At 56.3% G+C, this 24849-nt stretch carries 23 protein-coding genes and 1 tRNA gene; 15 read left to right on the forward strand and 9 right to left on the reverse strand.

Going from position 1 to position 24849, the window contains the following annotated elements; genetic code table 11:
* Positions 1-23: 23 nt before the first annotated feature.
* From glpE to QRN50_RS12595, 5 genes are all read left to right on the forward strand, one after another.
* A complete protein-coding gene (glpE, locus tag QRN50_RS12575; protein WP_003402047.1) occupies positions 24-344 on the forward strand; it encodes a thiosulfate sulfurtransferase GlpE in 321 nt (106 codons plus the stop codon).
* 284 nt (positions 345-628) lie between these two features.
* Positions 629-2551 (forward strand): PrkA family serine protein kinase, encoded by a 1923-nt coding sequence (locus tag QRN50_RS12580; protein WP_003316247.1) that lies wholly within the window; start codon positions 629-631, stop codon positions 2549-2551.
* 120 nt (positions 2552-2671) lie between these two features.
* Positions 2672-3943, forward strand: coding sequence for a YeaH/YhbH family protein (locus tag QRN50_RS12585; protein WP_011269137.1), 1272 nt, complete (start codon positions 2672-2674; stop codon positions 3941-3943).
* Complete coding sequence (locus QRN50_RS12590) at positions 3940-5502, forward strand: SpoVR family protein (protein WP_003402050.1); 1563 nt, start codon at positions 3940-3942, stop codon at positions 5500-5502. The genes QRN50_RS12585 and QRN50_RS12590 overlap by 4 nt, the downstream gene beginning before the upstream one ends.
* Positions 5503-5599: 97 nt before the next feature.
* Complete coding sequence (locus tag QRN50_RS12595; RefSeq protein WP_003402052.1) at positions 5600-6826, forward strand: multifunctional CCA addition/repair protein; 1227 nt, start codon at positions 5600-5602, stop codon at positions 6824-6826.
* Between the two features lie 98 nt (positions 6827-6924).
* Here QRN50_RS12595 and folK read toward each other — a convergent pair whose 3' ends face one another.
* Together folK and folB are read right to left on the reverse strand one after the other, a co-directional pair.
* Positions 6925-7449, reverse strand: a complete 525-nt coding sequence (gene folK, locus QRN50_RS12600; protein WP_096127038.1) for a 2-amino-4-hydroxy-6-hydroxymethyldihydropteridine diphosphokinase — start codon at positions 7447-7449, stop codon at positions 6925-6927.
* Complete coding sequence (folB, locus tag QRN50_RS12605) at positions 7440-7793, reverse strand: dihydroneopterin aldolase (RefSeq protein ID WP_003316242.1); 354 nt, start codon at positions 7791-7793, stop codon at positions 7440-7442. Before folB ends, folK begins: the two co-directional genes overlap by 10 nt.
* Positions 7794-7867: 74 nt before the next feature.
* On the opposite strand from folB, the gene plsY reads away from it, so the two are divergent.
* Complete coding sequence (gene plsY, locus QRN50_RS12610) at positions 7868-8437, forward strand: glycerol-3-phosphate 1-O-acyltransferase PlsY (RefSeq protein ID WP_003402056.1); 570 nt, start codon at positions 7868-7870, stop codon at positions 8435-8437.
* Positions 8438-8460: 23 nt separating this feature from the next.
* On the opposite strand, the gene tsaD is transcribed toward plsY, so the two are convergent.
* Positions 8461-9486, reverse strand: coding sequence for a tRNA (adenosine(37)-N6)-threonylcarbamoyltransferase complex transferase subunit TsaD (gene tsaD, locus QRN50_RS12615; protein WP_003394970.1), 1026 nt, complete (start codon positions 9484-9486; stop codon positions 8461-8463).
* Between the two features lie 198 nt (positions 9487-9684).
* Here tsaD and rpsU point away from each other — a divergent pair, with 198 nt between their 5' ends.
* The 8 genes from rpsU to QRN50_RS12655 all read left to right on the forward strand — a co-directional run bounded on the left by rpsU (position 9685) and on the right by QRN50_RS12655 (position 19494).
* Complete coding sequence (rpsU, locus tag QRN50_RS12620) at positions 9685-9900, forward strand: 30S ribosomal protein S21 (protein ID WP_002551877.1); 216 nt, start codon at positions 9685-9687, stop codon at positions 9898-9900.
* 479 nt (positions 9901-10379) lie between these two features.
* Complete coding sequence (gene dnaG / locus QRN50_RS12625; protein ID WP_003411786.1) at positions 10380-12335, forward strand: DNA primase; 1956 nt, start codon at positions 10380-10382, stop codon at positions 12333-12335.
* A gap of 67 nt (positions 12336-12402) precedes the next feature.
* On the forward strand, positions 12403-14253 hold the full coding sequence (gene rpoD / locus QRN50_RS12630) for an RNA polymerase sigma factor RpoD (RefSeq protein ID WP_003411788.1): 1851 nt from the start codon (positions 12403-12405) through the stop codon (positions 14251-14253).
* Between the two features lie 268 nt (positions 14254-14521).
* The gene (locus tag QRN50_RS12635; protein WP_096127039.1) at positions 14522-17008 is read left to right on the forward strand and encodes a bifunctional diguanylate cyclase/phosphodiesterase; all 2487 of its coding nucleotides are present in this window, start codon (positions 14522-14524) and stop codon (positions 17006-17008) included.
* 15 nt (positions 17009-17023) lie between these two features.
* Positions 17024-17100 (forward strand) — tRNA-Ile (locus tag QRN50_RS12640).
* 127 nt (positions 17101-17227) lie between these two features.
* On the forward strand, positions 17228-18289 hold the full coding sequence (locus QRN50_RS12645) for a site-specific integrase (protein ID WP_192873889.1): 1062 nt from the start codon (positions 17228-17230) through the stop codon (positions 18287-18289).
* Positions 18290-18493: 204 nt separating this feature from the next.
* Positions 18494-18724, forward strand: a complete 231-nt coding sequence (locus QRN50_RS12650) for a hypothetical protein (protein ID WP_096127041.1) — start codon at positions 18494-18496, stop codon at positions 18722-18724.
* A gap of 2 nt (positions 18725-18726) precedes the next feature.
* On the forward strand, positions 18727-19494 hold the full coding sequence (locus tag QRN50_RS12655) for a helix-turn-helix domain-containing protein (protein ID WP_096127042.1): 768 nt from the start codon (positions 18727-18729) through the stop codon (positions 19492-19494).
* A gap of 328 nt (positions 19495-19822) precedes the next feature.
* Here the strand turns inward: QRN50_RS12655 and QRN50_RS12660 are convergent, their stop codons facing one another.
* The 6 genes from QRN50_RS12660 to virB5 form a co-directional block, all read right to left on the reverse strand.
* Entirely contained in the window at positions 19823-20494 is a 672-nt protein-coding gene (locus tag QRN50_RS12660; protein ID WP_096127043.1) for a hypothetical protein, read from the reverse strand.
* Between the two features lie 108 nt (positions 20495-20602).
* Positions 20603-20818 carry an antitoxin VbhA family protein gene (locus QRN50_RS12665; protein WP_096127044.1) on the reverse strand — a complete coding sequence of 72 codons (216 nt, stop codon included), beginning with the start codon at positions 20816-20818 and terminating at the stop codon, positions 20603-20605.
* A gap of 282 nt (positions 20819-21100) precedes the next feature.
* Positions 21101-22180 (reverse strand): TrbL/VirB6 family protein, encoded by a 1080-nt coding sequence (locus QRN50_RS12670; protein WP_096127045.1) that lies wholly within the window; start codon positions 22178-22180, stop codon positions 21101-21103.
* A gap of 2 nt (positions 22181-22182) precedes the next feature.
* Entirely contained in the window at positions 22183-22437 is a 255-nt protein-coding gene (locus tag QRN50_RS12675) for an EexN family lipoprotein (protein ID WP_096127046.1), read from the reverse strand.
* Entirely contained in the window at positions 22434-22919 is a 486-nt protein-coding gene (locus tag QRN50_RS12680) for a hypothetical protein (RefSeq protein ID WP_096127047.1), read from the reverse strand. Before QRN50_RS12680 ends, QRN50_RS12675 begins: the two co-directional genes overlap by 4 nt.
* Before the next feature lies 1 nt (position 22920).
* Positions 22921-23685, reverse strand: coding sequence for a P-type DNA transfer protein VirB5 (gene virB5 / locus QRN50_RS12685; protein WP_083225766.1), 765 nt, complete (start codon positions 23683-23685; stop codon positions 22921-22923).
* Positions 23686-24213: 528 nt separating this feature from the next.
* Here virB5 and QRN50_RS12690 point away from each other — a divergent pair.
* Positions 24214-24753, forward strand: a complete 540-nt coding sequence (locus tag QRN50_RS12690; RefSeq protein WP_239986833.1) for a plasmid mobilization relaxosome protein MobC — start codon at positions 24214-24216, stop codon at positions 24751-24753.
* Positions 24754-24849: the final 96 nt, after the last annotated feature.

Consider the following 24849-nt stretch of genomic DNA (forward strand, 5'->3'; position numbering starts at 1 on the left):
CCTCAGGCTCAGGAGCCCAGGCAATGACTGAATTCAAACGTATCCCACCCGAACAGGCCCAGGCTCTGCGCGAGCAAGGCGCCGTGCTGGTCGATGTCCGGGATCCGCAGGCTTTCGAGAGCAATCACATTCCCGATTCCGTGCATCTGGACAACCACTCGATCGCCGACTTCATCCGCGAAGCCGACCTGGACAAGCCGCTGGTGGTCGTCTGCTACCACGGCAACTCCAGCCAGAGCGCTGCAGCCTATCTGGTCAGCCAGGGTTTCTCCGATGTGTACAGCGTGGACGGCGGTTTCGAGCTGTGGCGCGCCACTTACCCACAAGAAACCGTGCAAGGCTGATAGAAAATATTTTTATGACAGCTGATCCCGCGTTCTACGCGGGCTCGCGAGCCATCTGACGAACGGTCAGCCCGTCTTCTCGCGCATCCCTTCTTTATCTTTCCGAATCCGAACTATCCTTAGCCTAGGCCATCCGTATTCAGGGGAGAGCCGGTACACCGGCGCGTGGGTCATCGGTAGTTACTTTTAGGGTGTTCTGGGGGGAAACAGTGGCCGTTAAGCGGCTGCTGCCAGCATCGACTGACGATCCGCCGCCGGCTCCACGTATCGAGCGAGGTGACGTCATGAGTATATTCAGCCACTTCCAACAACGCTTCGAAAGCACGAGGCAAGAAGAGCTCTCGCTACAGGAGTACCTTGAGCTCTGCAAACAGGACCGCAGCGCCTATGCCTCTGCCGCAGAACGTCTTCTGCTGGCTATCGGCGAACCTGAACTGGTGGATACCTCCACCAACTCCAGGCTGTCGCGCATTTTCTCCAACAAGGTCATACGCCGCTATCCGGCCTTTGCCGACTTCCACGGAATGGAAGAATGCATCGACCAGATCGTTTCGTATTTCCGCCATGCCGCCCAAGGCCTGGAAGAGAAGAAGCAAATCCTGTATCTGCTCGGCCCGGTGGGTGGCGGTAAATCGTCCCTGGCGGAAAAACTCAAGCAACTGATCGAAAAAGTCCCGTTCTACGCCATCAAGGGCTCGCCAGTCTTCGAGTCGCCCTTGGGCCTGTTCAACGCCACGGAGGACGGCGCGATTCTCGAAGAAGACTTCGGGATTCCGCGACGCTACCTGAGCACCATCATGTCGCCCTGGGCGACCAAACGCCTGGCCGAGTTCGGCGGCGACATCAGCCAGTTCAAGGTCGTGAAGCTCTATCCGTCGATTCTCAACCAGATTGCCGTGGCGAAAACCGAGCCTGGCGACGAAAACAACCAGGACATCTCTGCGCTGGTCGGCAAGGTGGATATCCGCAAACTGGAAGAATTCCCGCAGAACGACGCCGACGCCTACAGCTACTCGGGCGCGCTGTGCCGGGCCAACCAGGGCCTGATGGAATTCGTCGAGATGTTCAAGGCACCGATCAAGGTCCTTCATCCGCTGCTTACCGCAACCCAGGAAGGCAACTACAACAGTACCGAAGGGCTGGGCGCGATCCCGTTCACCGGTATCCTGCTGGCGCACTCCAACGAGTCGGAATGGCACAGCTTCCGCAACAACAAGAACAACGAAGCCTTCATCGACCGTATCTACATCGTGAAGGTGCCGTATTGCCTGCGTGTCAGCGACGAGATCAAGATCTACGACAAGCTGCTGTTCAACAGCTCGCTGTCCAAGGCGCACTGCGCGCCGGACACCCTGAAAATGCTTGCGCAGTTCACCACGCTCTCGCGCCTCAAAGAGCCGGACAACTCCAACATCTACTCCAAGATGCGCGTGTATGACGGCGAGAACCTGAAAGACACCGACCCTAAAGCCAAGTCGATCCAGGAGTACCGCGACAGTGCGGGCGTCGACGAAGGCATGAATGGTCTGTCTACCCGCTTCGCGTTCAAGATTCTGTCCAAGGTCTTCAACTTCGATCCGCACGAAATCGCCGCCAACCCGGTGCATCTGCTTTACGTGCTGGAACAGCAGATCGAACAGGAGCAGTTCCCCGCCGAAACGCGCGAGCGTTATCTGCGCTTTATCAAGGAATACCTGGCACCGCGCTATATCGAGTTCATCGGCAAGGAAATCCAGACGGCGTACCTGGAGTCCTACAGCGAGTACGGTCAGAACATTTTCGACCGCTATGTGCTGTATGCAGACTTCTGGATTCAGGATCAGGAATACCGCGATCCGGAAACCGGCGAGATTCTCAACCGTGTGGCCTTGAACGAGGAACTGGAAAAGATCGAGAAACCGGCTGGCATCAGCAACCCGAAAGATTTCCGCAACGAAATCGTCAATTTCGTGCTGCGTGCCCGCGCCAACAACAACGGCAAGAACCCGACCTGGCTCAGCTACGAGAAGCTGCGGGTGGTGATCGAGAAGAAAATGTTCTCCAACACCGAGGACCTCCTGCCCGTTATCAGCTTCAATGCCAAGGCCAGCAAAGAGGATCAGCAGAAGCACAACGACTTCGTGACACGAATGGTCGAGAGGGGCTACACGGACAAGCAGGTACGTCTGCTTTCCGAATGGTATCTGCGCGTGCGGAAATCGCAGTAAAGCAGCTGCAAGCTTCAAGCTATCAGCTGCAGGCGAAAAGCGATCACCCCCCGGGCTCGGGATTCATCGCGGCTCGCCTGCAGCTTGAGGCTTACAACTTGAAGCTCCCCGGAGGAGCCTATGAGCTATGTGATCGACCGACGTCTCAACGGCAAGAACAAGAGCACGGTAAACCGCCAGCGGTTTCTGCGGCGCTACCGTGACCACATCAAGAAGGCGGTGGAGGAAGCGGTCAGCCGACGCTCCATCACTGACATGGAACACGGCGAGCAGATCAGCATTCCCGGACGTGACATCGACGAACCGGTCCTGCACCACGGTCGCGGCGGCAAGCAGACCGTTGTTCATCCTGGCAACAAGGAGTTCACCACAGGTGAGCACATCGCCCGCCCTCAAGGCGGCGGTGGCGGCAAAGGCCCCGGCAAGGCAGGCAACTCCGGCGAAGGGATGGATGAGTTTTCGTTTCAGATTACTCAGGAAGAATTTCTCGAATTCATGTTCGAAGACCTGGAGCTGCCGAATCTGGTCAAGCGTAACCTGACCGGCACCGACACCTTCAAGACTGTGCGCGCCGGGATCAGCAACGAGGGCAACCCGTCGCGGATCAACATCATCCGTACGCTGCGCTCGGCACATGCACGCCGCATTGCACTGTCCGGCAGCAGCCGGGCGAAACTCAGGGAAGCGACCGCCGAGCTTGAACGCATGAAGCGCGAAGAGCCGGATAACTTTGGTGACATTCAGGAACTGGAAGTAGAGATCGACCGACTGAAGGCACGCATTCGTCGTGTGCCCTACCTCGACACCTTCGACCTCAAGTACAACCTGCTGGTCAAGCAACCCAACCCCAGCTCCAAAGCGGTCATGTTCTGCCTGATGGACGTCTCCGGTTCCATGACCCAGGCGACCAAGGACATCGCCAAGCGCTTCTTCATCCTGCTGTACCTGTTCCTCAAACGTAACTACGACAAGATCGACGTGGTCTTCATTCGTCACCACACCAGCGCCCGCGAAGTGGACGAGGAAGAGTTTTTCTATTCCCGGGAAACCGGCGGCACCATCGTTTCCAGCGCCTTGAAACTGATGCAGGAAATCATGGCCGCACGCTACCCGAGCAGTGACTGGAATATCTACGCGGCACAAGCGTCGGATGGCGACAACTGGAACGATGATTCGCCCATCTGCCGGGAAATCCTCACCAAACAGATCATGCCCTTCGTGCAGTACTACACGTACGTGGAAATCACGCCGCGTGAGCATCAGGCCTTGTGGTATGAATACGAACGCATCGGTGAAGATTTTGCCGACACGTTTGCCCAGCAACAGCTGGTCTCTGCCGGTGATATCTACCCGGTATTCCGCGAACTCTTTCAGCGAAGGTTAGTGTCATGACCGCCAGAGAGCAGAAGCGCCAACCCCTCTCCACGGGGTCAGAGTGGACATTCGAACTGATCCGCGCCTACGACCGCGAAATCGGCAGGATTGCCGAGCGGTATGCGCTGGATACCTACCCCAACCAGATCGAAGTGATTACGGCCGAGCAGATGATGGATGCCTATGCCTCGGTGGGTATGCCCTTGGGCTATCACCACTGGTCCTACGGCAAACACTTCCTCAGCACGGAAAAATCCTATTCGCGAGGCCAGATGGGCCTGGCCTACGAGATCGTCATCAACTCCGACCCGTGCATCGCCTACCTGATGGAAGAGAACACCATCTGCATGCAGGCGCTGGTCGTGGCTCATGCGTGCTATGGCCATAACAGCTTCTTCAAGGGCAACTACCTGTTTCGCACCTGGACCGACGCCAGCTCGATCATCGATTACCTGGTGTTTGCCAAGCAGTACATCATGCAGTGTGAGGAACGGCATGGCATCGATGCCGTGGAGGACTTGCTCGACTCCTGCCATGCACTGATGAACTACGGGGTGGATCGCTACAAGCGCCCCTACCCGATTTCCGCCGAAGAGGAGCGGCGTCGGCAGAAGGACCGGGAGGAGCACCTGCAGCGGCAAATCAACGACCTGTGGCGCACCATCCCGAAAAGTGCCGACAAGAGCAGCAAGGAAGACAACGCGCGCTTTCCGGCAGAGCCGCAGGAAAACATTCTCTACTTCATCGAGAAACACGCCCCGCTGCTGGAGCCATGGCAGCGTGAAGTGGTGCGCATCGTGCGCAAGATCGCGCAGTATTTCTATCCACAGCGCCAGACCCAGGTGATGAACGAAGGCTGGGCGACGTTCTGGCATTACACGCTGATGAATGATCTGTACGACGAAGGCCTGGTCACCGACGGCTTCATGATGGAGTTCCTGCAGTCGCACACCAGCGTGATTTTCCAGCCCGGTTTCGACAGTCCGTATTACAGCGGTATCAATCCCTACGCGCTGGGCTTTGCCATGTATCAGGACATCCGCCGGATGTGCGAAAACCCTACTGACGAAGACCGCCAGTGGTTTCCGGAAATTGCCGGCAGCGACTGGCTCACGGCGATCAAATTCGCAATGACCAGCTTCAAGGACGAGAGCTTCATCCTCCAGTACCTGTCGCCCAAGGTGATTCGCGACCTCAAGCTGTTCAGCATCATGGACGACGACCAGCAGGAGGACCTGCTGGTGCCCGCCATTCATGATGAAAACGGCTATCGGACCATTCGCGAAATACTCGCTGCGCAGTACAACCTGGGCAATCGGGAGCCCAATGTGCAGATCTACAGCATCGACCGCCGAGGCGATCGCTCGCTGACCCTGCGCCATCAACAGCACAATCGCAAACCACTCGGTGACTCGACAGACGAGGTGCTCAAGCACCTGCACCGGCTGTGGGGCTTTGACATCCACCTGGAAACCCTGCAGGGCGATCAGGTGGTCAAGACTCATCACGTCCCCCCGAAAGGCGAGCATGCCGACAGTGAATATCCCCGGCTTGATATGGCGGTCGTTCACCTTTAAGCACTAGGGGAATAGGGTTTTAAACGCTTGTTCATGCAGCTTTAGCCTCCGCAAGTACGACACAAGGTTTATCCTGTCGCGCTTACGGAGGCTTTTTATGCAGATTTATAAAGTGGGCGGTGCTGTACGCGACCGTCTTCTGGGTCAACCTGTCACGGACATCGACTGGGTCGTGGTCGGTGCAAGCACCGAGGACATGCTGATCAAGGGCTATCGCCCGGTCGGTACAGATTTCCCGGTGTTTCTGCATCCGCTGACCAATGAGGAATACGCGCTGGCGCGCACCGAGCGCAAGAGCGGCGTGGGCTACGGGGGCTTTGTTTTCCACGCCAGCCCCGAGGTGACGCTTGAGCAGGATTTGATTCGGCGTGACCTGACGATCAACGCCATGGCTGAAGACAAGGACGGTAATTTAACCGACCCCTACAACGGCCAGAAGGACTTGGAAGCGCGGATATTACGTCACGTTTCCCCCGCTTTCGCCGAAGATCCGCTCAGGGTTCTGCGCGTAGCGCGATTCGCCGCACGCTACGCCGGTTACGGTTTTACCATCGCGCCCGAGACCCTTGGGCTGATGCGACAGCTCAGTGAATCGGGCGAACTCAAGGCGCTGACTGCCGAGCGAAGCTGGAAGGAAATCTCGCGCGCGCTCATGGAAGAACAGCCTCAGGTATTCATTCAGGTGCTGCACGACTGCGGCGCGCTCAAAGAGCTGATGCCCGAAGTCGAAGCGTTGTTCGGTGTACCGCAGCCGGCGGCGCATCACCCGGAAATAGACACTGGCGTCCACGTGCTCAGCGTCCTCGAGCAGTCCGCACGCCACAAACACCCGCTGACGGTGCGCTGGGCCTGCCTGCTGCACGACCTCGGTAAAGGGCTGACGCCGGAAGCCGAATGGCCAAGGCACATCGCTCATGAACACACAGGCCTGCGCCTGATAAAAGCGGTCAACGAGCGTTTTCGTGTGCCGAGGGACTGCCAGGAACTGGCGCTGCTGGTCGGCCAGTACCATACCCACGGCCACCGTGCGCTGGAGTTGAAACCTTCGACCCTGCTGGAGTTGCTGCAAAGCTTCGACGTCTACCGCCGCCCGCAGCGCTTTGAAGAGTTCATTGCAGCGTGCGAGATGGACGCCCGAGGACGTCACGGCTTCGAACAACGCAGTTATCCACAGGCCGACTACCTGCGCGGCGCCGCCGAGGCCGCACGCGCGGTATCAGTACAGCCGTTGCTGGAACAGGGTCTGAAAGGCAAGGAACTGGGTGACGCGCTGAAGAATGAGCGCTTGAAGGCACTGAAAACCTACAAGACCAGCACTGTGTGACGCGGAGCGTGAGGAACGAGAGGTGTCCGGGGGAGCACTTTTCGTAACTATGCGCAGCCATGGACGCTCTGCACTCGGGCTGAAAGACGAGGATGACCTCAGCTACGCAGCAAATCCTCAGGCGTCAGTGCCAGCCCGCGCCACTCGAACGCCACAGGCCAAAGCTGCTGATCGATCTGCGCATCAGCCCAGAGTTTGCTGAAGGCAATGCCCACACCGGGATGCAGACGTTCAGGGGCAATCAACGCCAATGGGCGAAGCACGAAGGCATTCTTCAGGATTTCTGCCCTCGGCAGGATCAGCCCGTCGAAATTACCGACCTGCTCGCCATACAGCAGCACATCGATATCCAGCGGCAACCCTTTGCGATCCGGGGCGTAGCGGCCATTGTCCGCTTCGATGAATTTCAGGCGACGATCCAGCTCCATCAGGGGCAAATCAGTCAGCGCCGATACGACGAGATTGAAGAACGGCCCGCTCTTGATACCCACGGCATGGCTTTCAAAAACCGGCGAACAGCTCAGATCGGTCAGGAAGCCATCCAGCGCATCGAGCCCCGCAATCAGGTGACGCTCACGCTCGATGTTGCTCCCCAGGCCGAGGAAAATCCGCGTCAGCGACATCCGCGCTCGATCTCCACGCCCACACCGGCAGCGGCCGCTACAGCACCAGGCTTGGTCAGTTTCAGGCGCAGCCAGGGAATATTGAATTCACCCATCAGCACTTCAGCCAGTCGCTCGGCGAAGGTCTCCACCAACTGGAACTGTGCCTGCTCGGCGAACGCCTGAATACGTGTCGAGACACTGGCGTAGTCGAGGGCCTTGCTCAGATCGTCGCCTGCGGCTGCGGGGCGATTGTCCCAGGCAAAGCTGAGGTCCAGACGCAGGCACTGACGAATGCCACGCTCCCAGTCATAAGCGCCAATGACCGTATCGACCTCAAGGCCCTCGATGAAAACTCTGTCCAAGCACTACTCTCCACTGCACGACAAGGGCGCGATGCGCCGTTAGAATCAGGGCATCCTCGCCCGGAATGGTTCGCATGTTTTGGTTACTGGCCACCTTCGCCTACCTGCTTGGCTCGCTGTCCTTCGCCATCCTGCTCAGCCGCCTGAGCGGCAGGCCGGACCCGCGCGCCAGTGGCTCCGGCAATGCCGGCGCGACCAACATGCTACGTCTGGCCGGGAAAAAACTCGCCATCCTGACCCTGCTCGGCGACCTCTGCAAAGGCCTGGTACCGATCCTGATCGCCAGCACCTTGAGCATGGACATCGCACAACAGGGCTGGATCGGCGTCTGCGCAGTGCTGGGCCATCTGTTCCCGGTGTACTTCCGCTTCCGCGGTGGCAAAGGCGTAGCGACCGCCGCCGGTGTGCTGCTGGGCCTGTATCCGCCCGCCGCTGCCCTGGCGATAGTCGCCTGGCTGCTGACGCTGTACCTGACCCGCACCAGCTCGCTTGCCGCCCTGATCGCCACACCCCTGACACTGCCATTGCTGGCGTGGCAGGAGCCTCATGCGCTGCTGCCGATGAGCGTGTTGACCCTGCTCATCGTCTGGCGCCATCGCGGCAATCTACGCGACCTGCTCGCCGGGCGCGAACGACATTTCTGAGGCGTAACCCGCCTGGTCTGCCGTCACAGCCCCGACAACTGCTCCATGGGCCAGCGTGCCTGCACGCTGATGCTCAAATCTTCCTTCTGCCCGACCTGCAAACGCTGGCACCCGGCAAACGCGATCATCGCGCCGTTATCGGTACAAAACTCGGGCCGTGCGTAATAGACATGGCCGCGCAGGTCGCCAAGCATGCTTTCCAGCGAAGCACGCAGTGCCTTGTTGGCGCTGACGCCACCGGCAATCACCAGGCTCTTGAGACCGGTCTGCTTCAGCGCGCGCTTGCACTTGATGGTCAAAGTCTCCACTACCGCCTGCTGGAAGGCCAGAGCGATGTCGCAGCGGGTTTGCTCACTGTCGTCTCCAGCATTCCGGCATTGCTGCCAGGTATTGAGCGCAGAGGTTTTCAGGCCGCTGAAGCTGAATTCCAGCCCGGGACGATCGGTCATCGGCCGAGGGAAGACAAAGCGCCCTGCCACGCCCTGCATGGCCGCCTTTGAAATCTCCGGGCCGCCGGGGTACTGCATGCCCATCATCTTGGCGGTCTTGTCGAAGGCCTCGCCTGCGGCATCATCCAGCGTCTCGCCCAGCAGCTCGTACTGACCGATGCCGTCGACGCGCACCAGTTGCGTATGGCCGCCCGACACCAGCAAGGCGACGAACGGGAACTGTGGCGGGTTTTCTTCCAGCATCGGGGCCAGCAGATGACCTTCCATGTGATGCACGCCCAGCGCCGGGATATCCCAGGCGAACGCCAGCGCCTGAGCGCACGAAGCGCCGACCAGCAAGGCGCCGACCAAGCCAGGGCCGGCCGTGTAGGCAATGGCGTCGATATCAGTGGCCACGCAGTCCGCCTCGGCCAGTGTCTGGCGAATCAGGGGCAGCATGCGCTTGACGTGATCGCGCGAAGCCAGCTCCGGTACCACACCGCCATAGGCACGATGCAGGTCGATCTGGCTGAATAATGCGTCCGCAAGCAAACCGCGTTCGCTGTCGTATAACGCGACGCCGGTTTCGTCGCAGGAGGTTTCTAATCCCAGTACTAGCATGGGGTTGCGCCTTGTAGGGGGCAGATTTGAAGGCGCGCATAATAGTCGCCGACCGAGGTGCCGACCAGCGGTTTTCGATCAGAGGCTTTGCATTCCTCTCAATGAGGGGTTAACATCCGCAACCCTTAAAAACCGACGTACTTTTGTGCAGTGTTTGCACTGAGCGTTGACCCCGGTAATGAATGAAGGTAGCTCTGGATGCCAGCCGTCAAAGTTAAAGAGAACGAACCCTTCGACGTAGCTCTGCGTCGTTTCAAGCGCTCCTGCGAAAAAGCCGGTGTTCTGGCTGAAGTTCGTAGCCGCGAATTTTACGAGAAGCCGACTTCGGAGCGTAAGCGCAAGGCAGCAGCTGCTGTCAAACGCCACGCCAAGAAAGTCCAGCGCGAACAGCGCCGCGCCGTTCGTCTGTATTAATTTACAGACCTTCGTCGCAAGCTTCTGCCTTGCCCGGCCAACCAGCCGGGCTGTCGGCAGTTACAGCTTCGCTGTTTTGCGTTCGCTTTATTGATTGACCCTGTCCAGGCCGCCGATGCGACTCAGACATTCATTCAAGCACGTCCAGCCTGTTCACAGGCCACATCGGTCATGCCCACTCGGGCAGCACATCGACCGATGACAAGACGAGTATGCCTTGATGACTTCGCAAGAAGCTCAGCCAAGGCAGCGTCTTCCGTGTCCCCAGGCTCTGACCACTCGCGTGGGCAGCGAAGCTTGTGGCCTTTCCGATCCTCTCGCAGGATCAAGCTTCATTCCTTTCAGGCCAACACCGTCCTTCGGATGCAAAGACGTGCCCGTTTATTGCCGACGTCTTCAAAAAAGACGGCTGACAGGCTGACGGAACGCTCGTAGAGTCGTCCGATACTTTTGCACCACGCTTGAATGATGAGAACGCCATGGCCGGGCTGATTCCCCAGAGCTTTATCGACGACCTTCTGAACCGCACCGATATTGTCGATGTTGTCAGTTCGCGCGTGCAGCTCAAGAAAGCCGGGAAGAATTACACCGCGTGCTGCCCGTTCCACAAAGAGAAAACCCCCTCTTTCAGCGTCAGCCCGGACAAGCAATTCTATTACTGCTTCGGTTGCGGCGCAGGCGGCAACGCGCTCGGCTTCATCATGGACCACGACAACCTGGACTTCCCCCAGGCTGTCGAAGACCTGGCCAAGGCCGCCGGCATGGAAGTGCCTCGCGAACAAAGCGTAAAAGGCCAGAAGCCTCGGCAACCGACCGATTCCCCGCTCTACCCGCTGCTGACCGCCGCCGCCGAGTTCTATCGCCAGGCCCTGAAAAGCCACCCGTCACGCAAGGCTGCGGTGGATTACCTCAAGGGCCGCGGGCTGTCCGGCGAAATCGCCAGAGACTTTGGCCTGGGCTTCGCGCCGCCCGGCTGGGACAACCTGTACAAACACCTGAGCAGCGACTCCTTGCAGCAAAAGGTGATGATCGATGCCGGGCTGCTGATCGAGAACGCCGAAACCGGAAAGCGCTACGACCGCTTCCGCGACCGGGTGATGTTTCCGATCCGTGATTCGCGCGGGCGCGTCATCGCCTTTGGCGGCCGTGTACTGGGTGATGACAAACCCAAGTACCTGAACTCCCCGGAAACGCCGGTGTTCCACAAGGGTCAGGAGCTGTACGGGCTGTTCGAGGCGCGCAAATTCAATCGCAACCTCGATGAAATCATCGTCGTTGAAGGCTACATGGACGTCATCGCCCTGGCCCAGCAAGGCTTGCGCAATGCCGTGGCGACTCTGGGCACAGCAACCAGCGAAGAGCATTTGAAGCGCCTGTTCAGGGTCGTACCCAACGTACTGTTCTGCTTCGACGGCGATCAGGCCGGACGCAACGCTGCATGGCGTGCGCTGGAAGCGACCCTGTCGAACCTGCAGGACGGACGCCGGGCGCGCTTTCTGTTTCTTCCCGAAGGCGAAGACCCGGACACGCTGGTGCGCTCCGAAGGCACCGACGCGTTCAAGGCACGCATCAATCAGCACGCGCAGCCGCTGGCCGATTATTTTTTCGAGCAACTGACCAAAGAGTCCGACCCGCGCTCGCTGGAGGGCAAGGCGCACATGGCCACCCTCGCGGCGCCATTGATCGACAAAGTGCCCGGCGCGAACCTGCGTATTCTGATGCGTCAGCGCCTGACCGAAATTACCGGGCTGACCGGCGAGGCCGTCAGCCAGCTGGTACAGAGCGCGCCGGCAGAGGCGCCACCGAGTTACGACCCGTACGTCGACTACGACGCCATGCCTGATTTTGCCGATTACCAGCCACAAGGCGGTTACGAGCCTCAGCAGGAATGGACGCAAAAGAAAACCGGCGGTCCGAATCAAAAAAAATGGGACAACAAATCCTGGGGCAAAAAAGGCAAGCGCCAGGACTTCGAACCTCGAACGCCGCGTGTTCCCACCGCCGTCGAGCCGCCCATGCAGGCCGCACTGAGAACCTTGCTGCATCACCCCGAATTGGCGGAAAAGGTCGAAAATGCCAGCCATTTCGCTGCAGAAGACCAATCCAACGCACAACTGCTGGTCGCTCTTATCGAAGCCCGGCAAAAGAATCCGAACCTTCGGTCGTTACAGTTGATAGCGCGATGGCACGGGACTGAACAGGGCCGCTTGCTGCGTGCTCTGGCAGAAAAGGAATGGCTGATTGAGGCCGATAACCTTGAACAACAGTTTTTCGACACTATAACTAGCTTATCCGCTCGCCAGCGCGAGCGCAGTCTGGAACATCTGATAAGCAAGGCTCGGCAGACCGAGCTGAGCGCAGAAGAGAAAATTCAGCTTAGGGAACTGCTAAATCGCAATGTTCCCGCACAAACCCCGACCTCAACTGGCGCGTGAGGTCATAGCTCGGGTATAATCCTCGGCTTGTTTTTTGCCCGCCAAGACCTTCAGTGGATAGGGTGTTATGTCCGGAAAAGCGCAACAGCAATCTCGTATCAAAGAGTTGATCACCCTGGGTCGTGAGCAGAAGTATCTGACTTACGCAGAGGTCAACGACCACTTGCCCGAGGATATTTCAGATCCCGAGCAGGTGGAAGACATCATCCGCATGATCAACGACATGGGGATCCCGGTACACGAGAGTGCTCCGGATGCGGACGCCTTGATGCTGGCCGACGCCGATACCGACGAGGCAGCCGCAGAAGAAGCGGCTGCAGCGTTGGCAGCGGTCGAGACCGACATCGGTCGTACCACCGATCCTGTTCGTATGTACATGCGGGAAATGGGCACCGTTGAACTTCTGACCCGTGAAGGCGAAATCGAAATCGCCAAACGTATCGAAGAAGGCATCCGTGAAGTGATGGGCGCAATTGCGCACTTCCCAGGCACGGTTGACCACATTCTCTCCGAATACACACGCGTCACCAGTGAAGGCGGTCGCCTTTCCGATGTCCTGAGCGGCTATATCGACCCGGACGACGGCATTGCGCCGCCTGCCGAAGTCCCGCCGCCTGTCGACCCCAAAGCCGTCAAGGCCGAAGGTGCCGATGACGACGAGGAAGAGTCGGCAGACGCCAGCGACGAAGAAGACGAAGTCGAGAGCGGTCCTGATCCGGTCATCGCCCAGCAGCGCTTCGGTGCGGTTTCCGATCAAATGGAAATCACCCGCAAGGCTCTGAAGAAATTTGGTCGCGACGACAAGCACGCCATTGCCGAAATGGTTGCACTGGCCGAACTGTTCATGCCGATCAAACTGGTTCCAAAACAGTTTGAAGGTCTGGTAGAGCGTGTACGCGGTGCCCTCGAGCGTCTTCGCGCCCAGGAACGCGCCATCATGCAGCTGTGTGTACGTGATGCACGTATGCCGCGCGCCGATTTCCTGCGCCAGTTCCCGGGCAACGAAGTCGACGAAAGCTGGACTGACGCACTGGCCAAGGGCAAGAGCAAATACGCCGAAGCCATCGGTCGCCTGCAGCCTGACATCCAGCGTTGCCAGCAGAAGCTGTCTGCACTGGAAGAAGAGACTGGCCTGAAAATCGCCGAGATCAAGGACATCAACCGTCGCATGTCGATCGGTGAGGCCAAGGCCCGCCGCGCGAAGAAAGAGATGGTTGAAGCGAACTTGCGTCTGGTGATCTCCATCGCCAAGAAGTACACCAACCGTGGTCTGCAATTCCTCGATCTGATCCAGGAAGGCAACATCGGCTTGATGAAGGCTGTGGACAAGTTCGAATACCGTCGTGGCTACAAGTTCTCGACTTATGCCACCTGGTGGATCCGTCAGGCGATCACTCGCTCGATTGCCGACCAGGCACGCACCATTCGTATTCCGGTGCACATGATCGAGACGATCAACAAGCTCAACCGTATTTCCCGGCAGATGTTGCAGGAAATGGGTCGCGAACCGACCCCGGAAGAGCTGGGCGAACGCATGGAAATGCCTGAGGATAAAATCCGCAAGGTATTGAAGATCGCAAAAGAGCCGATCTCCATGGAAACCCCGATCGGTGACGACGAAGATTCGCACTTGGGTGACTTCATCGAAGACTCGACCATGCAGTCGCCAATCGATGTCGCCACTGTTGAAAGCCTCAAAGAAGCAACACGCGAAGTGCTGTCGGGCCTTACCGCCCGTGAAGCCAAGGTTCTGCGCATGCGCTTCGGCATCGACATGAATACCGACCACACGCTTGAAGAGGTTGGTAAGCAGTTTGACGTGACCCGCGAGCGGATTCGTCAGATCGAAGCCAAGGCACTGCGCAAGCTGCGTCACCCGACAAGAAGCGAGCACCTGCGCTCGTTCCTCGACGAGTAATCGCACCCGCGAGTCAACAAAACCCCCGGCATGCCGGGGGTTTTGCGTTTCCGGGCAGAAGAAAATTCAAAATTTGCAGGCCCAGTTGTCAATTCACCGAATCAATAAGAGGTCAGACATCAGTCTAATTGCAGCGCCTGAAAAATTGACCTACAACTATGTATCACACCAGACACCAGCACTCTTCGAATCAAGCCTTGGATCATTGTAGTTACAAGGTTACGCCACACCATCATCAGCGATAGTCAGACACGGACGTAAGCCGCATATGCGTGGAGTAATCAACACCAGTGACCGGGAAGCGTCATGCCTGTCCGAGGGAAAATTCGCCTCGATCTTCGCTCAATGCCCGGATGCCATGCTTATCGTCAGCCTTGCTGACGGGCACATCATGGATGCCAACGAATCGTTCGTAGAGCGAACCGGTATCCCCCTTGATGAAGTGATTGGCAAGACCCCCACAGAACTGAATCTGTGGGCAGTGCCAGGCATCGGCCCAAAAGTCTTGCTGCAATTGCAGACCGGCGATATCCATAATCTGGAGATACCCTTTCGGCGCAAAAACGGCGAAACCTTTTCAGGGCTCATGTCCGCCCAACCGTTCGAGCATAGCCCGATACCTGCCGTGCTGGTGATAGTGCGTGACATCACCCAGCTCAAACTGGCCCGACAACAATTACAGCTTTCCGAAGAGAAGTTCGCCAAAGCCTTCCATGCCTCGCCTGACGGGATGGCGATTACCCGGCAGCAGGACGGCATGCTTCTGGAGGTCAACGAAGGGTTCTGCCGTCAGACCGGGTACAGCGAAAAGTACTGCCTTGACCACTCGACATTCGACCTGGGCATCTGGGTCGACCTGAGCGAGCGTTCAAAGCTCATCGAACGCATGAAAAAGCATGGCTTCGTCAAGGATATGCGGGTACGGATTCGTAACAACAATGGCGATATTCGACTGTGTGAACTGTCCTCTCAACCCCTCATCATTGCGGGTGAAGACTGTCTGCTGACGATTACTCGGGATATCACCGAAAGCAGGCAAATGCAGGAGAAACTCCATCTGGCGGCGACTGTTTTCGAGAGCACTGCCGAAGGTGTGCTCATCACCAATACCGACCAGAGCATCAGCGCCGTCAACCGCGCGTTCACGGAAATCACTGGCTACAGCGAAAGTGAAGCCATCGGGAAGACCCCTCGCCTGCTTGCCTCTGGCCAACACGACAGCGCGTTCTACGCCGCGATGTGGCACCAACTGGCAGCCGAGGGCCACTGGCAGGGCGAAATCAGCAACCGTCGAAAGAACGGCGAGCTTTACCCGAGTTGGCTGACCATCAGCGCCGTGCGCAACAAAGACAACCTCCTGACCCACTTCGTCGCCGTGTTCGCCGACATCTCCAGCCTCAAACAAGCACAGGCGCGGCTCGACTATCAGGCCCACCATGATCCGCTCACCGGCCTGCCCAACCGAATACTGTTCGAGAGCAGGCTTCAAGCCGCCCTGCTGCACAGCGAAGAATCCGGCAGCCTCGGCGCAGTCCTGTTTCTCGACCTGGACCGCTTCAAGCACATCAATGACAGCCTGGGCCACCCGGTCGGCGATCTGCTGCTCAAAGGCATCGCACACCGGCTCAAGGAAACCCTGCGCGACATCGACACCGTTGCACGCCTGGGTGGCGACGAGTTCATCGTCCTGCTGCCCGGCCTGCTGCAAACCAGCGACGCACAGGCCATCGCCAATAAATTACTGGCCTGCTTCAGCACGCCTTTTGAAGCTGGCGAACATGAGCTCTACATCAGCCCCAGCATCGGCAGTTGCGTGTTCCCTACCGACGGCACCGACGTGGCCACGCTGGTCAAAAATGCCGACGCGGCGATGTACCGCTCCAAGGCAAAAGGCCGCAACCGGGTCGAAAGCTATACCTGCGACCTCAGTGACCAGGCCAGCGAGCGCATCGCCCTCGAGCAGGAACTGAGAAGAGCTCTGGAGCGCAATCAACTGACACTGGCCTACCAGCCCAAAATCGACCTGCTGACCCACACAATGGCAGGCGCAGAAGCCCTGATCCGCTGGAACCACCCAACCTTTGGCGAAGTGCCGCCCGAGCACTTCATTCCCCTGGCTGAAGAAAACGGCATGATCCTGCAGATCGGCGACTGGGTGCTGGAGCAGGCCTGCCGCCAGATGGGCGTATGGCGCAAGACCTGCCAGCCGTTCGGCCCGCTGTCGGTGAACCTGGCATGCGCTCAACTGCGCCAGACCAACCTGCTGGAACGCATCGAACAACTGCTCACGGACAACGGCCTGGAACCCGGTTGCCTGCAACTGGAGATCACCGAAAACTTCATCATGAGCCAGACCCAGGAAGCACTGGCCGTGCTGCACCAATTGAAGACACTCGGCGTGCAACTGGCGATCGACGACTTCGGCACCGGCTACTCCTCACTGAGCTACCTCAAACGCCTGCCACTGGACATCCTCAAGATCGACCAGTCCTTCGTCCGCGGCCTGCCGGAAGACACCCACGACGCCGCTATCGTCCGCGCCATAATCGCCCTGGGGCGCAGCCTGCAACTGACCGTGATCGCCGAGGGCGTGGAGAACAGCGAACAGCAGCAATTCCTGACCACCGAAGGCTGCGAACAGATCCAGGGCTACATCATCAGCCTGCCCCTCGACGCCGAAGAATTCCGCGCAAGATTTCTTCTGATGAATCTTTCGGACTTTTCGGATAGCACAGCCGCGAAACCGCCGTTATAATCCGCGACCTACTGAGGGCCCATAGCTCAGTTGGTTAGAGCAGAGGACTCATAATCCTTTGGTCCACGGTTCGAGTCCGTGTGGGCCCACCACACTCAAAGCCGCGCATTGCGCGGCTTTCGTGTTTCTGGGTGGTTCTCCACTAATACAGTCCTATGGTCCAAAGGTACAAAATCGGTACAGTGCTGGTGCGCCAGTACACCTTTGGAGTCCTTTCAGATGGCAACACTAGTCAAAACCCCTTCCGGCACTTGGAAGGCTTTGATCCGCAAAACCGGCTGGCCAACTGTGGCTAAAACCTTCCGCACCAAGCGTGATGCGGAGGACTGGTCTCGGCGCACCGAAGACGAGATGGTGAGGGGTGTCTACATCCAGCGCAGCGGCTCCGAGCGTATGACGCTCGAAAATGCCCTGCGGCGTTATATGCGTGAAGTCAGCCCGACCAAGAAGCCCACCACGCAAAAGGCGGAGGCAACCAAGGCTCAGCAGCTGTCCCATCACCTAGGGAAATACTCGCTCGCCGCTCTGTCCTCAGAGGTGATTGCGAACTACCGCGATACACGTCTTGGCTCGCTGACGAACCGCGGCCAACTAACGAGCAACAATACTGTACGGCTGGAGCTTGCCCTGCTCAGCCATCTATTCACCGTTGCAATCCAGGAATGGGGGCTTGGACTGACATTCAACCCTGTGCTCAATATCCGAAAGCCGAGCCCTGGAGAGGGCCGTAACAGGCGGCTGATGGCTGATGAAGAAAAGCGCCTTTTGGCCGCTGTGGGCAAACACAGTAATCCAATGCTTGGCTGGATCGTCCAGATAGCTTTGGCGACAGGTATGCGTGCATCGGAGATCGCAGGCTTGCGGCGATCACAGGTAGACGTTCAAAAACGGATCGTCCGCCTGTCGGATACAAAAAATGATAGTGCTCGCACGGTTCCGTTGACGAAGCTAGCTACCGAGGTTTTCCGCGCAGCCCTGGCGAATCCCGTGCGGCCAATTGACTGCGATCTGGTTTTTTTCGGTGAGCCAGGGCGTGATGGAAAGCGTCGTCCTTACGCCTTCACCAAGATCTGGGGCGCCATCAAGAAAAAGACTGGTGTGCCGGACTTTCGTTTTCACGATCTGCGGCACGAAGCCGTGAGCAGGCTGGTTGAGGGCGGCCTTTCTGATCAAGAAGTTTCAGCAATTAGCGGGCACAAATCGATGCAGATGCTCAAGCGTTACACTCATCTGCGGGCCGAAGATTTAGTTCACAAGCTAGATAGACTAGAAACTAAATAGCCGCCTCTTTGTTTTCCTATTGTTTTCTTTCTGTTGTCACGTTGTTGTCAACGTGTTTTCAAAACTGTTTTCTACAAGGTTCTAGTATGAAGTTTGGTGACAACTCAACGACACTTCACCGTCTTTACTGTCACCAAACTTAATTGATAGCTTCACTCCAAACTTACAAAGCTACGTAATTCAACGTAAGCAAGGAGAAAGTCCATGACTTCTGAAGAGTACCTTCTAGACCGATTCGGCCCTTTGATGAGCATGGCACAGGTTGCAAGCCTGCTGGACAGATCACCAGATGGCTTCAGAGTCGCCATGTACAGCGATTCAGAGCTTTCACGAAAGCTGAAGCCTGCCGTAGTCCGCGTGGGGCGTCGAGTGTATTTCCGCACGCTACAGGTCAACCAGGCACTATCTCTCGACGCCCCTGCTTTGCGAGCTTGACTATGAGCTACAGCACAATTGACTGGGTGTACAACCAGAAGCTGCCTGCGCAGGAAAAGCTGATATTGGTATACATCGCAAAGTGCGAAAACCCGAACGAGCCTTGTTTTGCTAGTGTAAAGCACCTAGCCAATAAATGCGGGGTATCCACGCGCACCATTCAGAGAGTTCTAAAAAAACTGTGCTGTGCCGGATACGTCACTTCCACCCCGCGCTTCCGGAGCGACGGCTCGCAAACGAGCAATTTCTACACCGTCAACGTGATAGAGAACGACACAGCTGTGTCACCCCACCATGACATCGATGTGGCAGGGGGGAGTGACAACATAGGGTCACCACCCACTGTCGATAAGGTGACGGACCAAGAACTACCAAAGAAAAAAAAATCAAAGACACCACTACAGGAAGCTCCAACAAACGTCTTGCAGTTGGCCTACCCCGGTGGGTTGTCTGTGCACTCGAAAAGCTCGGTTGATCGGATACTCAAAGGCATTTCGCTTGATGATGCGCAAATGCTCCTCGATGAGTTGGCAGGAGCCATGGCCAACGGCCTCATCAGGAAAGCTCCTGAGTATTGGCTTTCAGGAGTCGCGATGAAGTACCGGGCAGGGCAGTTCAGAGCAAACCTAGGACTCGAAATCGCCAGGGACAGAAAAGGAAAATCCGCGATGCCTGCCCAAGAACTCCAGAATGCACAAGTCCTCGAGATCAATCGTGAGATTGGAAACAAGTTCCTTGCCAAGCTGCTGCGGAACCGGCTTAACCAATAAGAGCATCATGGTTTCGAACACTCCGCGCTTCGCTTGGGCAACCCCTTCGGTTGCATTCCGCGTCCTATCCTTGCCGGACGGGCGGCAGGGGCAGGTCCGGCGGCTTCGCCTTGTTCCTCCCCCTGTCGCTAGGCTTGTCGCTTACAGCTGCATCAAGGGTAAAGGCGTTGCCCATCATCCTCACCCGTTCGGTGCTCGCCCTTCGGGCTCCGCTCCGCTGCGGCCTGCGGTGATGCCCTTGACCCAGCTTCCAGCTATGAGTAACTCTTAAATAACACAGTCAACACAACAAGCTACTTCGCACCCACTATCTCTGTAAACGTTATAACTAGCTATCAGCTTCTTGTTCAATTTCAACTTTAGCCCTCCTGAGATACTGACGAACTCGAGCATTACGAGTTGTAGCGGTTCGAAATCCATCAAGCACCAAGGATACAATAACACCTAGTGATGCAACACAAAAAATATACTCTAAAGCTTGAGTAGGCCATGCTGAAGTTTTCTGAAGATATGCGACAAAAAGACTCACCAACGTCGATATAACAATTACATTTATAAAGTTTTGATTTATAAGGAAGGACTTAGGTGGTGGATCTAGAGTTTCGGAATACTCCGAAATAGCTTCAAGCAACCCAGGCGTAAGGCCTATGCTTTTTATTTCCTGAAGAAAAAAAGCATAGGCTAGCAAATTAAGTTGATCAGACTGCCGCTGAGCAGGAATATTATGCTGTTCGTATTCAGCAACGTAGAGCTTCGCCAATATCTTATTTATTGTCAGAAAAAAAACCTGCATCAACATGACCGTTCCTATCATAATGACCAACGGCCATGTTGGATTTTTGAACCAGTAAAGAGCTGATGACAATAACGCGACCAGCAACGTAGATACCAACAACGGAATGAAATCTCTTTTACATTCACGTAGCCTTAAGCGCTGATAGCTAAAAATACGATTACTTTCAACGTATATCTTTTTGACATTATCCCATTGCTTTTGCATTCACGAACCTCATGCGTTAACAAACCCAAAGCACCCTAACAGCCCCCTCCCTGTAAACATAAAGCGGCTGGTCCTTGCCGTCAAAATTTACGCCTGCGTTAAAAAGATCTAGCGAAAAAAAGGTATCTGACTATCAGACACAGAAACAAACTCCGCCAAGGTCAGCTCTCCATCCACAAAGGCGCGAGCGCGGCCCTCTTGGTCGGTCCCTAAAGTAAACCCCTCAAGTGAGATAGACGCGCGAGCGTAATCAACTGCAACCTGACGACGGCGCTTTTCTGCGTTCGAAATACCAGACAAATCTGAGATATTCTTGCGTTTCATTACCGCTCCAAATTTCAAAACAAGACAGTTTCAGCGCACGTCCAATAAAGGCGTCAAGGGCGTCACCGGAGGCCGCAGCCCGCGAAGCGGGACCGGGCGAGGATGACGGCGAAGCGAACCCTTGACGCAATGCAATTCCAAATCCTATCTGCGGGGGTTGCTGGAAGCTTTTCCCAGCGGCCCCTGCTACCGGCGAGGGCGGGAAGTCCAGAGGGGCAGAGCCCCTTTGGGTAAGCCCGCCAGGGCGCGCAGCGCGATTCACTGCACTGCTGTTTTACGCTGCTAGCTACTCACCTTCCCTCCCCTTGCCTTACCCCAGTTACGTCCAAGGTTTTGCATCACGTGCTGTCGATAAGCCGGGTTCCAAGCAGTGTTGCCCGCGACCCAGTGATTGGCAGCCCTCGCGCTGGTCATCATGCCTGACTGAAGATCACGCCGTGTTGTCATGGGATTAACAGCGTTATAAACCGCCTTCGCGGGATTTATCGCGGCTTGGGCCATCTGCCTCAGCGTAATCGCGCTGGACGATAAACCACCCGCAAGTTGACTTCCCAAGGAGCTGGCTTGATAGACCATGTAGAGGACTATCCCACTCAGCGCCAAGACCTCCAACATATCGGTCGCAGGGCCATTCCCCGCAGTCGGCTGGATATCCGTCAACATCGTGGTGAAAAACTTCATACCTAGCGTCAGCACGGACGTTATCGCCGCGCTCTGCATAATGTAGTTCATCACCTGCGCAAACCATTGGTCGAACCACTTGCCGGTCATTTGGCCGAAGAGCAGCATTGCGATGAAGATCGGGCCACACCCCAGCAGAAACGACATCAGCACCTTGGCGGTAATGATCATGGCACCAGCAGGCAGCGTGATCAGAAATGTTGCGACGAGCATCGTGCCAGCCATGAGCAAGTCATAGCACATCATGCCTATCTCCGTTACGCCTCGCCTCCCTGCGCGGGTAAGGAGATCAGAGGCAATTTTGAAACCATCAGTCATAGCCCTGTCGATTACCTGATAGACAGACGTCGCAGTAGCTCCCTTTCCATTGGGGGAAAACGCATCAGCCAACCCAACCTCCAGGCCACGAATCGCTTCCACAACCCACCCAAGGTATGTGTTCGCGTTTAATGCCAGCGCGCCAATGAATGCCCATTTAATTGCGATTTTGAAAAGATGTGGTAGAGGTTGCTCAATAAAGCCGCCGACAGACAATAGCCCCATCGTCATGAAAAATAGCGCGCCACCCAAAGCGAGCAAAACGGAGAAGTCGCCAATGACACTCTGCGCCATGAGCTGGACGTAGTCGTTCAATACGACATCGATAGATCCACCTACCCATTCGTAGAAATTGGATTCCATAGTCACCGCTCCTTCAAATCTAAAGTCTCGCGCTTACGGAACCCTCGCTCGGCAAGCCGCTGCTCATTCTCGGCCTGCTTGGCATTGACGCAATTCGGCGTCAACGCAAGCCTTCCCGGATCACGCTCACATTCTGAGATATGAATCGCCCTTTCCGCGTTATGAGCCTTGTACCAATCGACAGAGCGGACAGGTTCATCCGCGCCGCACCCTGTTAGCAGTAAGGGAACCAAAACCAAACAACGAGAGGTAATCATTCCTGATCCTCCCGCTCGACAACGCTCAGGTACCGGGCCGATGCGCAACGCGCCTTAGCTCGAAACTGTTCTGCGTATTTAAGGGCGTAGGCGAGTTCGGCAGCATCGATAATCTGCAAAGCGGCAAGCGTGCGCAGAGCACTTTCTCTTGTGCCAGCCCAACTACCAGCAATGCGAGCTTCGGCCTTCGAAACCAAAAGAGCCGATGCAAGCGCGCAGGCAAATGAAATCAAAACTGCGAGCGTTGATGAAATCGGGCCTGTTGCTCGAGGCGGGACTATCTGGAGCCAATCAGCAAGCGCAAAGAGGAATGGCATCACTGCCGTAGCGGCGGCGAGCAGATCACTCTGAATCAGTTCTGGGGCACGCCGCGATACCTCTTTCAGAGCGCCGAACCGGCCGATACACAACCAGAATCTACGCAATGACGTGAGAATGAAGAAGCAAACGATGATCGGGAGGATGTGAGCGTACGAAACCATTTCAATTTCCCCCCAGGTTCAGCATGGTGCGAGTTTTGAATCCTCGCTTATCAAGAATCTGGGCATTCAATTCACGCTGCCTCTGCTCCTGTACCTTGTCCTCTGCCTGAGCCACCATTTGGAACATCTGCAACTTGGTCTGCTCGTTTTGAATCATTGCTTGCTCTGCAGCAATGCGCCCCTGTAGCTCGGCGATGCCTTTGGGGTCTTGGGTTTTATCAATTTGCCCCATGAGCTGATCAAGCTGACGCAGCCTACCTTTGGCTTGATCATAGGCATCCAATGCGAAAGCCTTGTCCTGTGATGGTTTTACGGCTTGCGCCTGGCAGGCAGTACGTTGTTCATCCTGAGCGGAACGTTGGCATGCATCGAACACCTTGTTATCTGCATAGATCGTCTCCGCACGGCCATCTAGGCCTGTATAACCGCCACGTTTCACTGAGTCATACACGGCTTGCCATTCTTGAGGCAGATACTCTCGGAGCTGAGGATCATCGAACACTCTTCCGAGCCCTCGCGAGCCAGTGATCGCTCCGTACTGCTGCTTCATCTGGTCAATCTGAGAAGCCATCTGTTGGACCTGCTGGCTCCAACGGGTGGAGTTAGAAGCAAACTCAGCGATAGTCATCGGGGATTCGGTTACCTGGCTGGTAACGGTTACAGGAATTTGTGCAAAGCACTGCTGCGCGCACATCAACGATGAAAATGCGGCAGCAATACGAAGCGGCTGTTTGCCCATACGAGCCAAACACTTAAACAGATCCATAGTCACCTCTCCATTAGAAATGGTGAACGCTGGACCGTCTGTCCGGCCTGTCGATCTGTTTAGGAATCGCACCCGGCACGGCGTTGCCGTCCTTGGGGTGACTATGCGCCAGTCTTACCCGGTGTAGGCCCCGTCTTTTAAGGGCCGCGCCCATAATGCAAGCAGCATCAGCGAGGCGGTTTCAGCGTTCGTTTCAGAAACCAAAAAACAGTATTTTGGCGAAACAATTATCTCATTATGGTGCTATGACCTGAAGTACCGACCGTCCAGGAAATTTCGTCATGACGAAGTTTTTCTCTTTCCAAAAGCTAGTGACGCATCAGCTAAAACCAAAACACTATGTATTGGCAAGCCAACTATATAACTTTGGCTCAACCGTCGAAAAACAGGCTCCTAATTCTTCGTCATGACGAAGTTTTCATTGTCACGAAATACTAGTGCAGGATAGGCTAAACGCCGGTAATGTAGGCGCCTATAGCACTACTAAGCTTCCTCCTTTGGAGAGAGCTAGTTGAAATGGAGGTAGTTGTGGGAAAGAAAACGACTCACTTGAACGTATACCTAGGGAACGCTAAAGAACCTTGGTCTGATTACTGCGAGAGGCTTGGAAAGAAACCCGGCGCAGCTATTAAAGAGGCCATAGAGCATCAGCTAAAAGCCGCCGAGGTTCTACCTGCGCCGAAAACTTACCGTCAGACCGAAGCATTCAAGGAGCCAATGCAACGTTTTGAAATTCTCCTAACCGTATCTGAGAAGGCAGCAATTAAACAGCGTGCCAACATCGAGGAGTGCTCAATGCGCCGCTGGATTGTCGACGCTATCCGTGCAGGGCTGACTCGCGAGCCACAGTTCAGCATGTGTGAAATCGAAGCTCTCGGCGAATCTAACTACCAGCTCCTCGCCTTAGGACGAAACCTCAATCAAATCGCACGTCGCTTGAACGAAGGCCACCACGAGCCGATCACCGTAGAACGTATAGATGCGCTTAGCCGCCTTATAGACAAGCACACAGATGTCGTCAGTGATGCGATTCGAGCAAGTCTAGAGCGTTGGAGCATCGCTCGCTAAACTTAAGCGCCTAGCATGGACCGCAAAGAGGAAAGCCCGTAGTTATCCGTTATTTTCTGGCAGCTATCTGCTGGTTTTACTACAGTGCCTACTGTC

The organism is Pseudomonas sp. MEJ108, from assembly GCF_030208985.1.
GTDB classification, from domain to species: Bacteria; Pseudomonadota; Gammaproteobacteria; order Pseudomonadales; family Pseudomonadaceae; genus Aquipseudomonas; species Aquipseudomonas fragariae.

Bases quoted from the DNA above. Each gene is read 5' to 3' on its own strand.
- QRN50_RS12670 (WP_096127045.1), bottom strand. From the start codon at position 22,180: ATGGAATCCAATTTCTACGAATGGGTAGGTGGATCTATCGATGTCGTA.
- QRN50_RS12590 (WP_003402050.1), top strand. From the start codon at position 3,940: ATGACCGCCAGAGAGCAGAAGCGCCAACCCCTCTCCACGGGGTCAGAG.
- QRN50_RS12680 (WP_096127047.1), bottom strand. From the start codon at position 22,919: ATGGTTTCGTACGCTCACATCCTCCCGATCATCGTTTGCTTCTTCATT.
- QRN50_RS12675 (WP_096127046.1), bottom strand. From the start codon at position 22,437: ATGATTACCTCTCGTTGTTTGGTTTTGGTTCCCTTACTGCTAACAGGG.
- dnaG (WP_003411786.1), top strand. From the start codon at position 10,380: ATGGCCGGGCTGATTCCCCAGAGCTTTATCGACGACCTTCTGAACCGC.
- QRN50_RS12650 (WP_096127041.1), top strand. From the start codon at position 18,494: ATGACTTCTGAAGAGTACCTTCTAGACCGATTCGGCCCTTTGATGAGC.
- virB5 (WP_083225766.1), bottom strand. From the start codon at position 23,685: ATGGATCTGTTTAAGTGTTTGGCTCGTATGGGCAAACAGCCGCTTCGT.
- tsaD (WP_003394970.1), bottom strand. From the start codon at position 9,486: ATGCTAGTACTGGGATTAGAAACCTCCTGCGACGAAACCGGCGTCGCG.
- QRN50_RS12660 (WP_096127043.1), bottom strand. From the start codon at position 20,494: ATGCAAAAGCAATGGGATAATGTCAAAAAGATATACGTTGAAAGTAAT.
- QRN50_RS12635 (WP_096127039.1), top strand. From the start codon at position 14,522: ATGCGTGGAGTAATCAACACCAGTGACCGGGAAGCGTCATGCCTGTCC.
- rpoD (WP_003411788.1), top strand. From the start codon at position 12,403: ATGTCCGGAAAAGCGCAACAGCAATCTCGTATCAAAGAGTTGATCACC.
- QRN50_RS12580 (WP_003316247.1), top strand. From the start codon at position 629: ATGAGTATATTCAGCCACTTCCAACAACGCTTCGAAAGCACGAGGCAA.
- QRN50_RS12585 (WP_011269137.1), top strand. From the start codon at position 2,672: ATGAGCTATGTGATCGACCGACGTCTCAACGGCAAGAACAAGAGCACG.
- QRN50_RS12665 (WP_096127044.1), bottom strand. From the start codon at position 20,818: ATGAAACGCAAGAATATCTCAGATTTGTCTGGTATTTCGAACGCAGAA.
- QRN50_RS12655 (WP_096127042.1), top strand. From the start codon at position 18,727: ATGAGCTACAGCACAATTGACTGGGTGTACAACCAGAAGCTGCCTGCG.
- QRN50_RS12645 (WP_192873889.1), top strand. From the start codon at position 17,228: ATGGCAACACTAGTCAAAACCCCTTCCGGCACTTGGAAGGCTTTGATC.
- rpsU (WP_002551877.1), top strand. From the start codon at position 9,685: ATGCCAGCCGTCAAAGTTAAAGAGAACGAACCCTTCGACGTAGCTCTG.
- plsY (WP_003402056.1), top strand. From the start codon at position 7,868: ATGTTTTGGTTACTGGCCACCTTCGCCTACCTGCTTGGCTCGCTGTCC.
- glpE (WP_003402047.1), top strand. From the start codon at position 24: ATGACTGAATTCAAACGTATCCCACCCGAACAGGCCCAGGCTCTGCGC.
- folK (WP_096127038.1), bottom strand. From the start codon at position 7,449: ATGTCGCTGACGCGGATTTTCCTCGGCCTGGGGAGCAACATCGAGCGT.
- QRN50_RS12595 (WP_003402052.1), top strand. From the start codon at position 5,600: ATGCAGATTTATAAAGTGGGCGGTGCTGTACGCGACCGTCTTCTGGGT.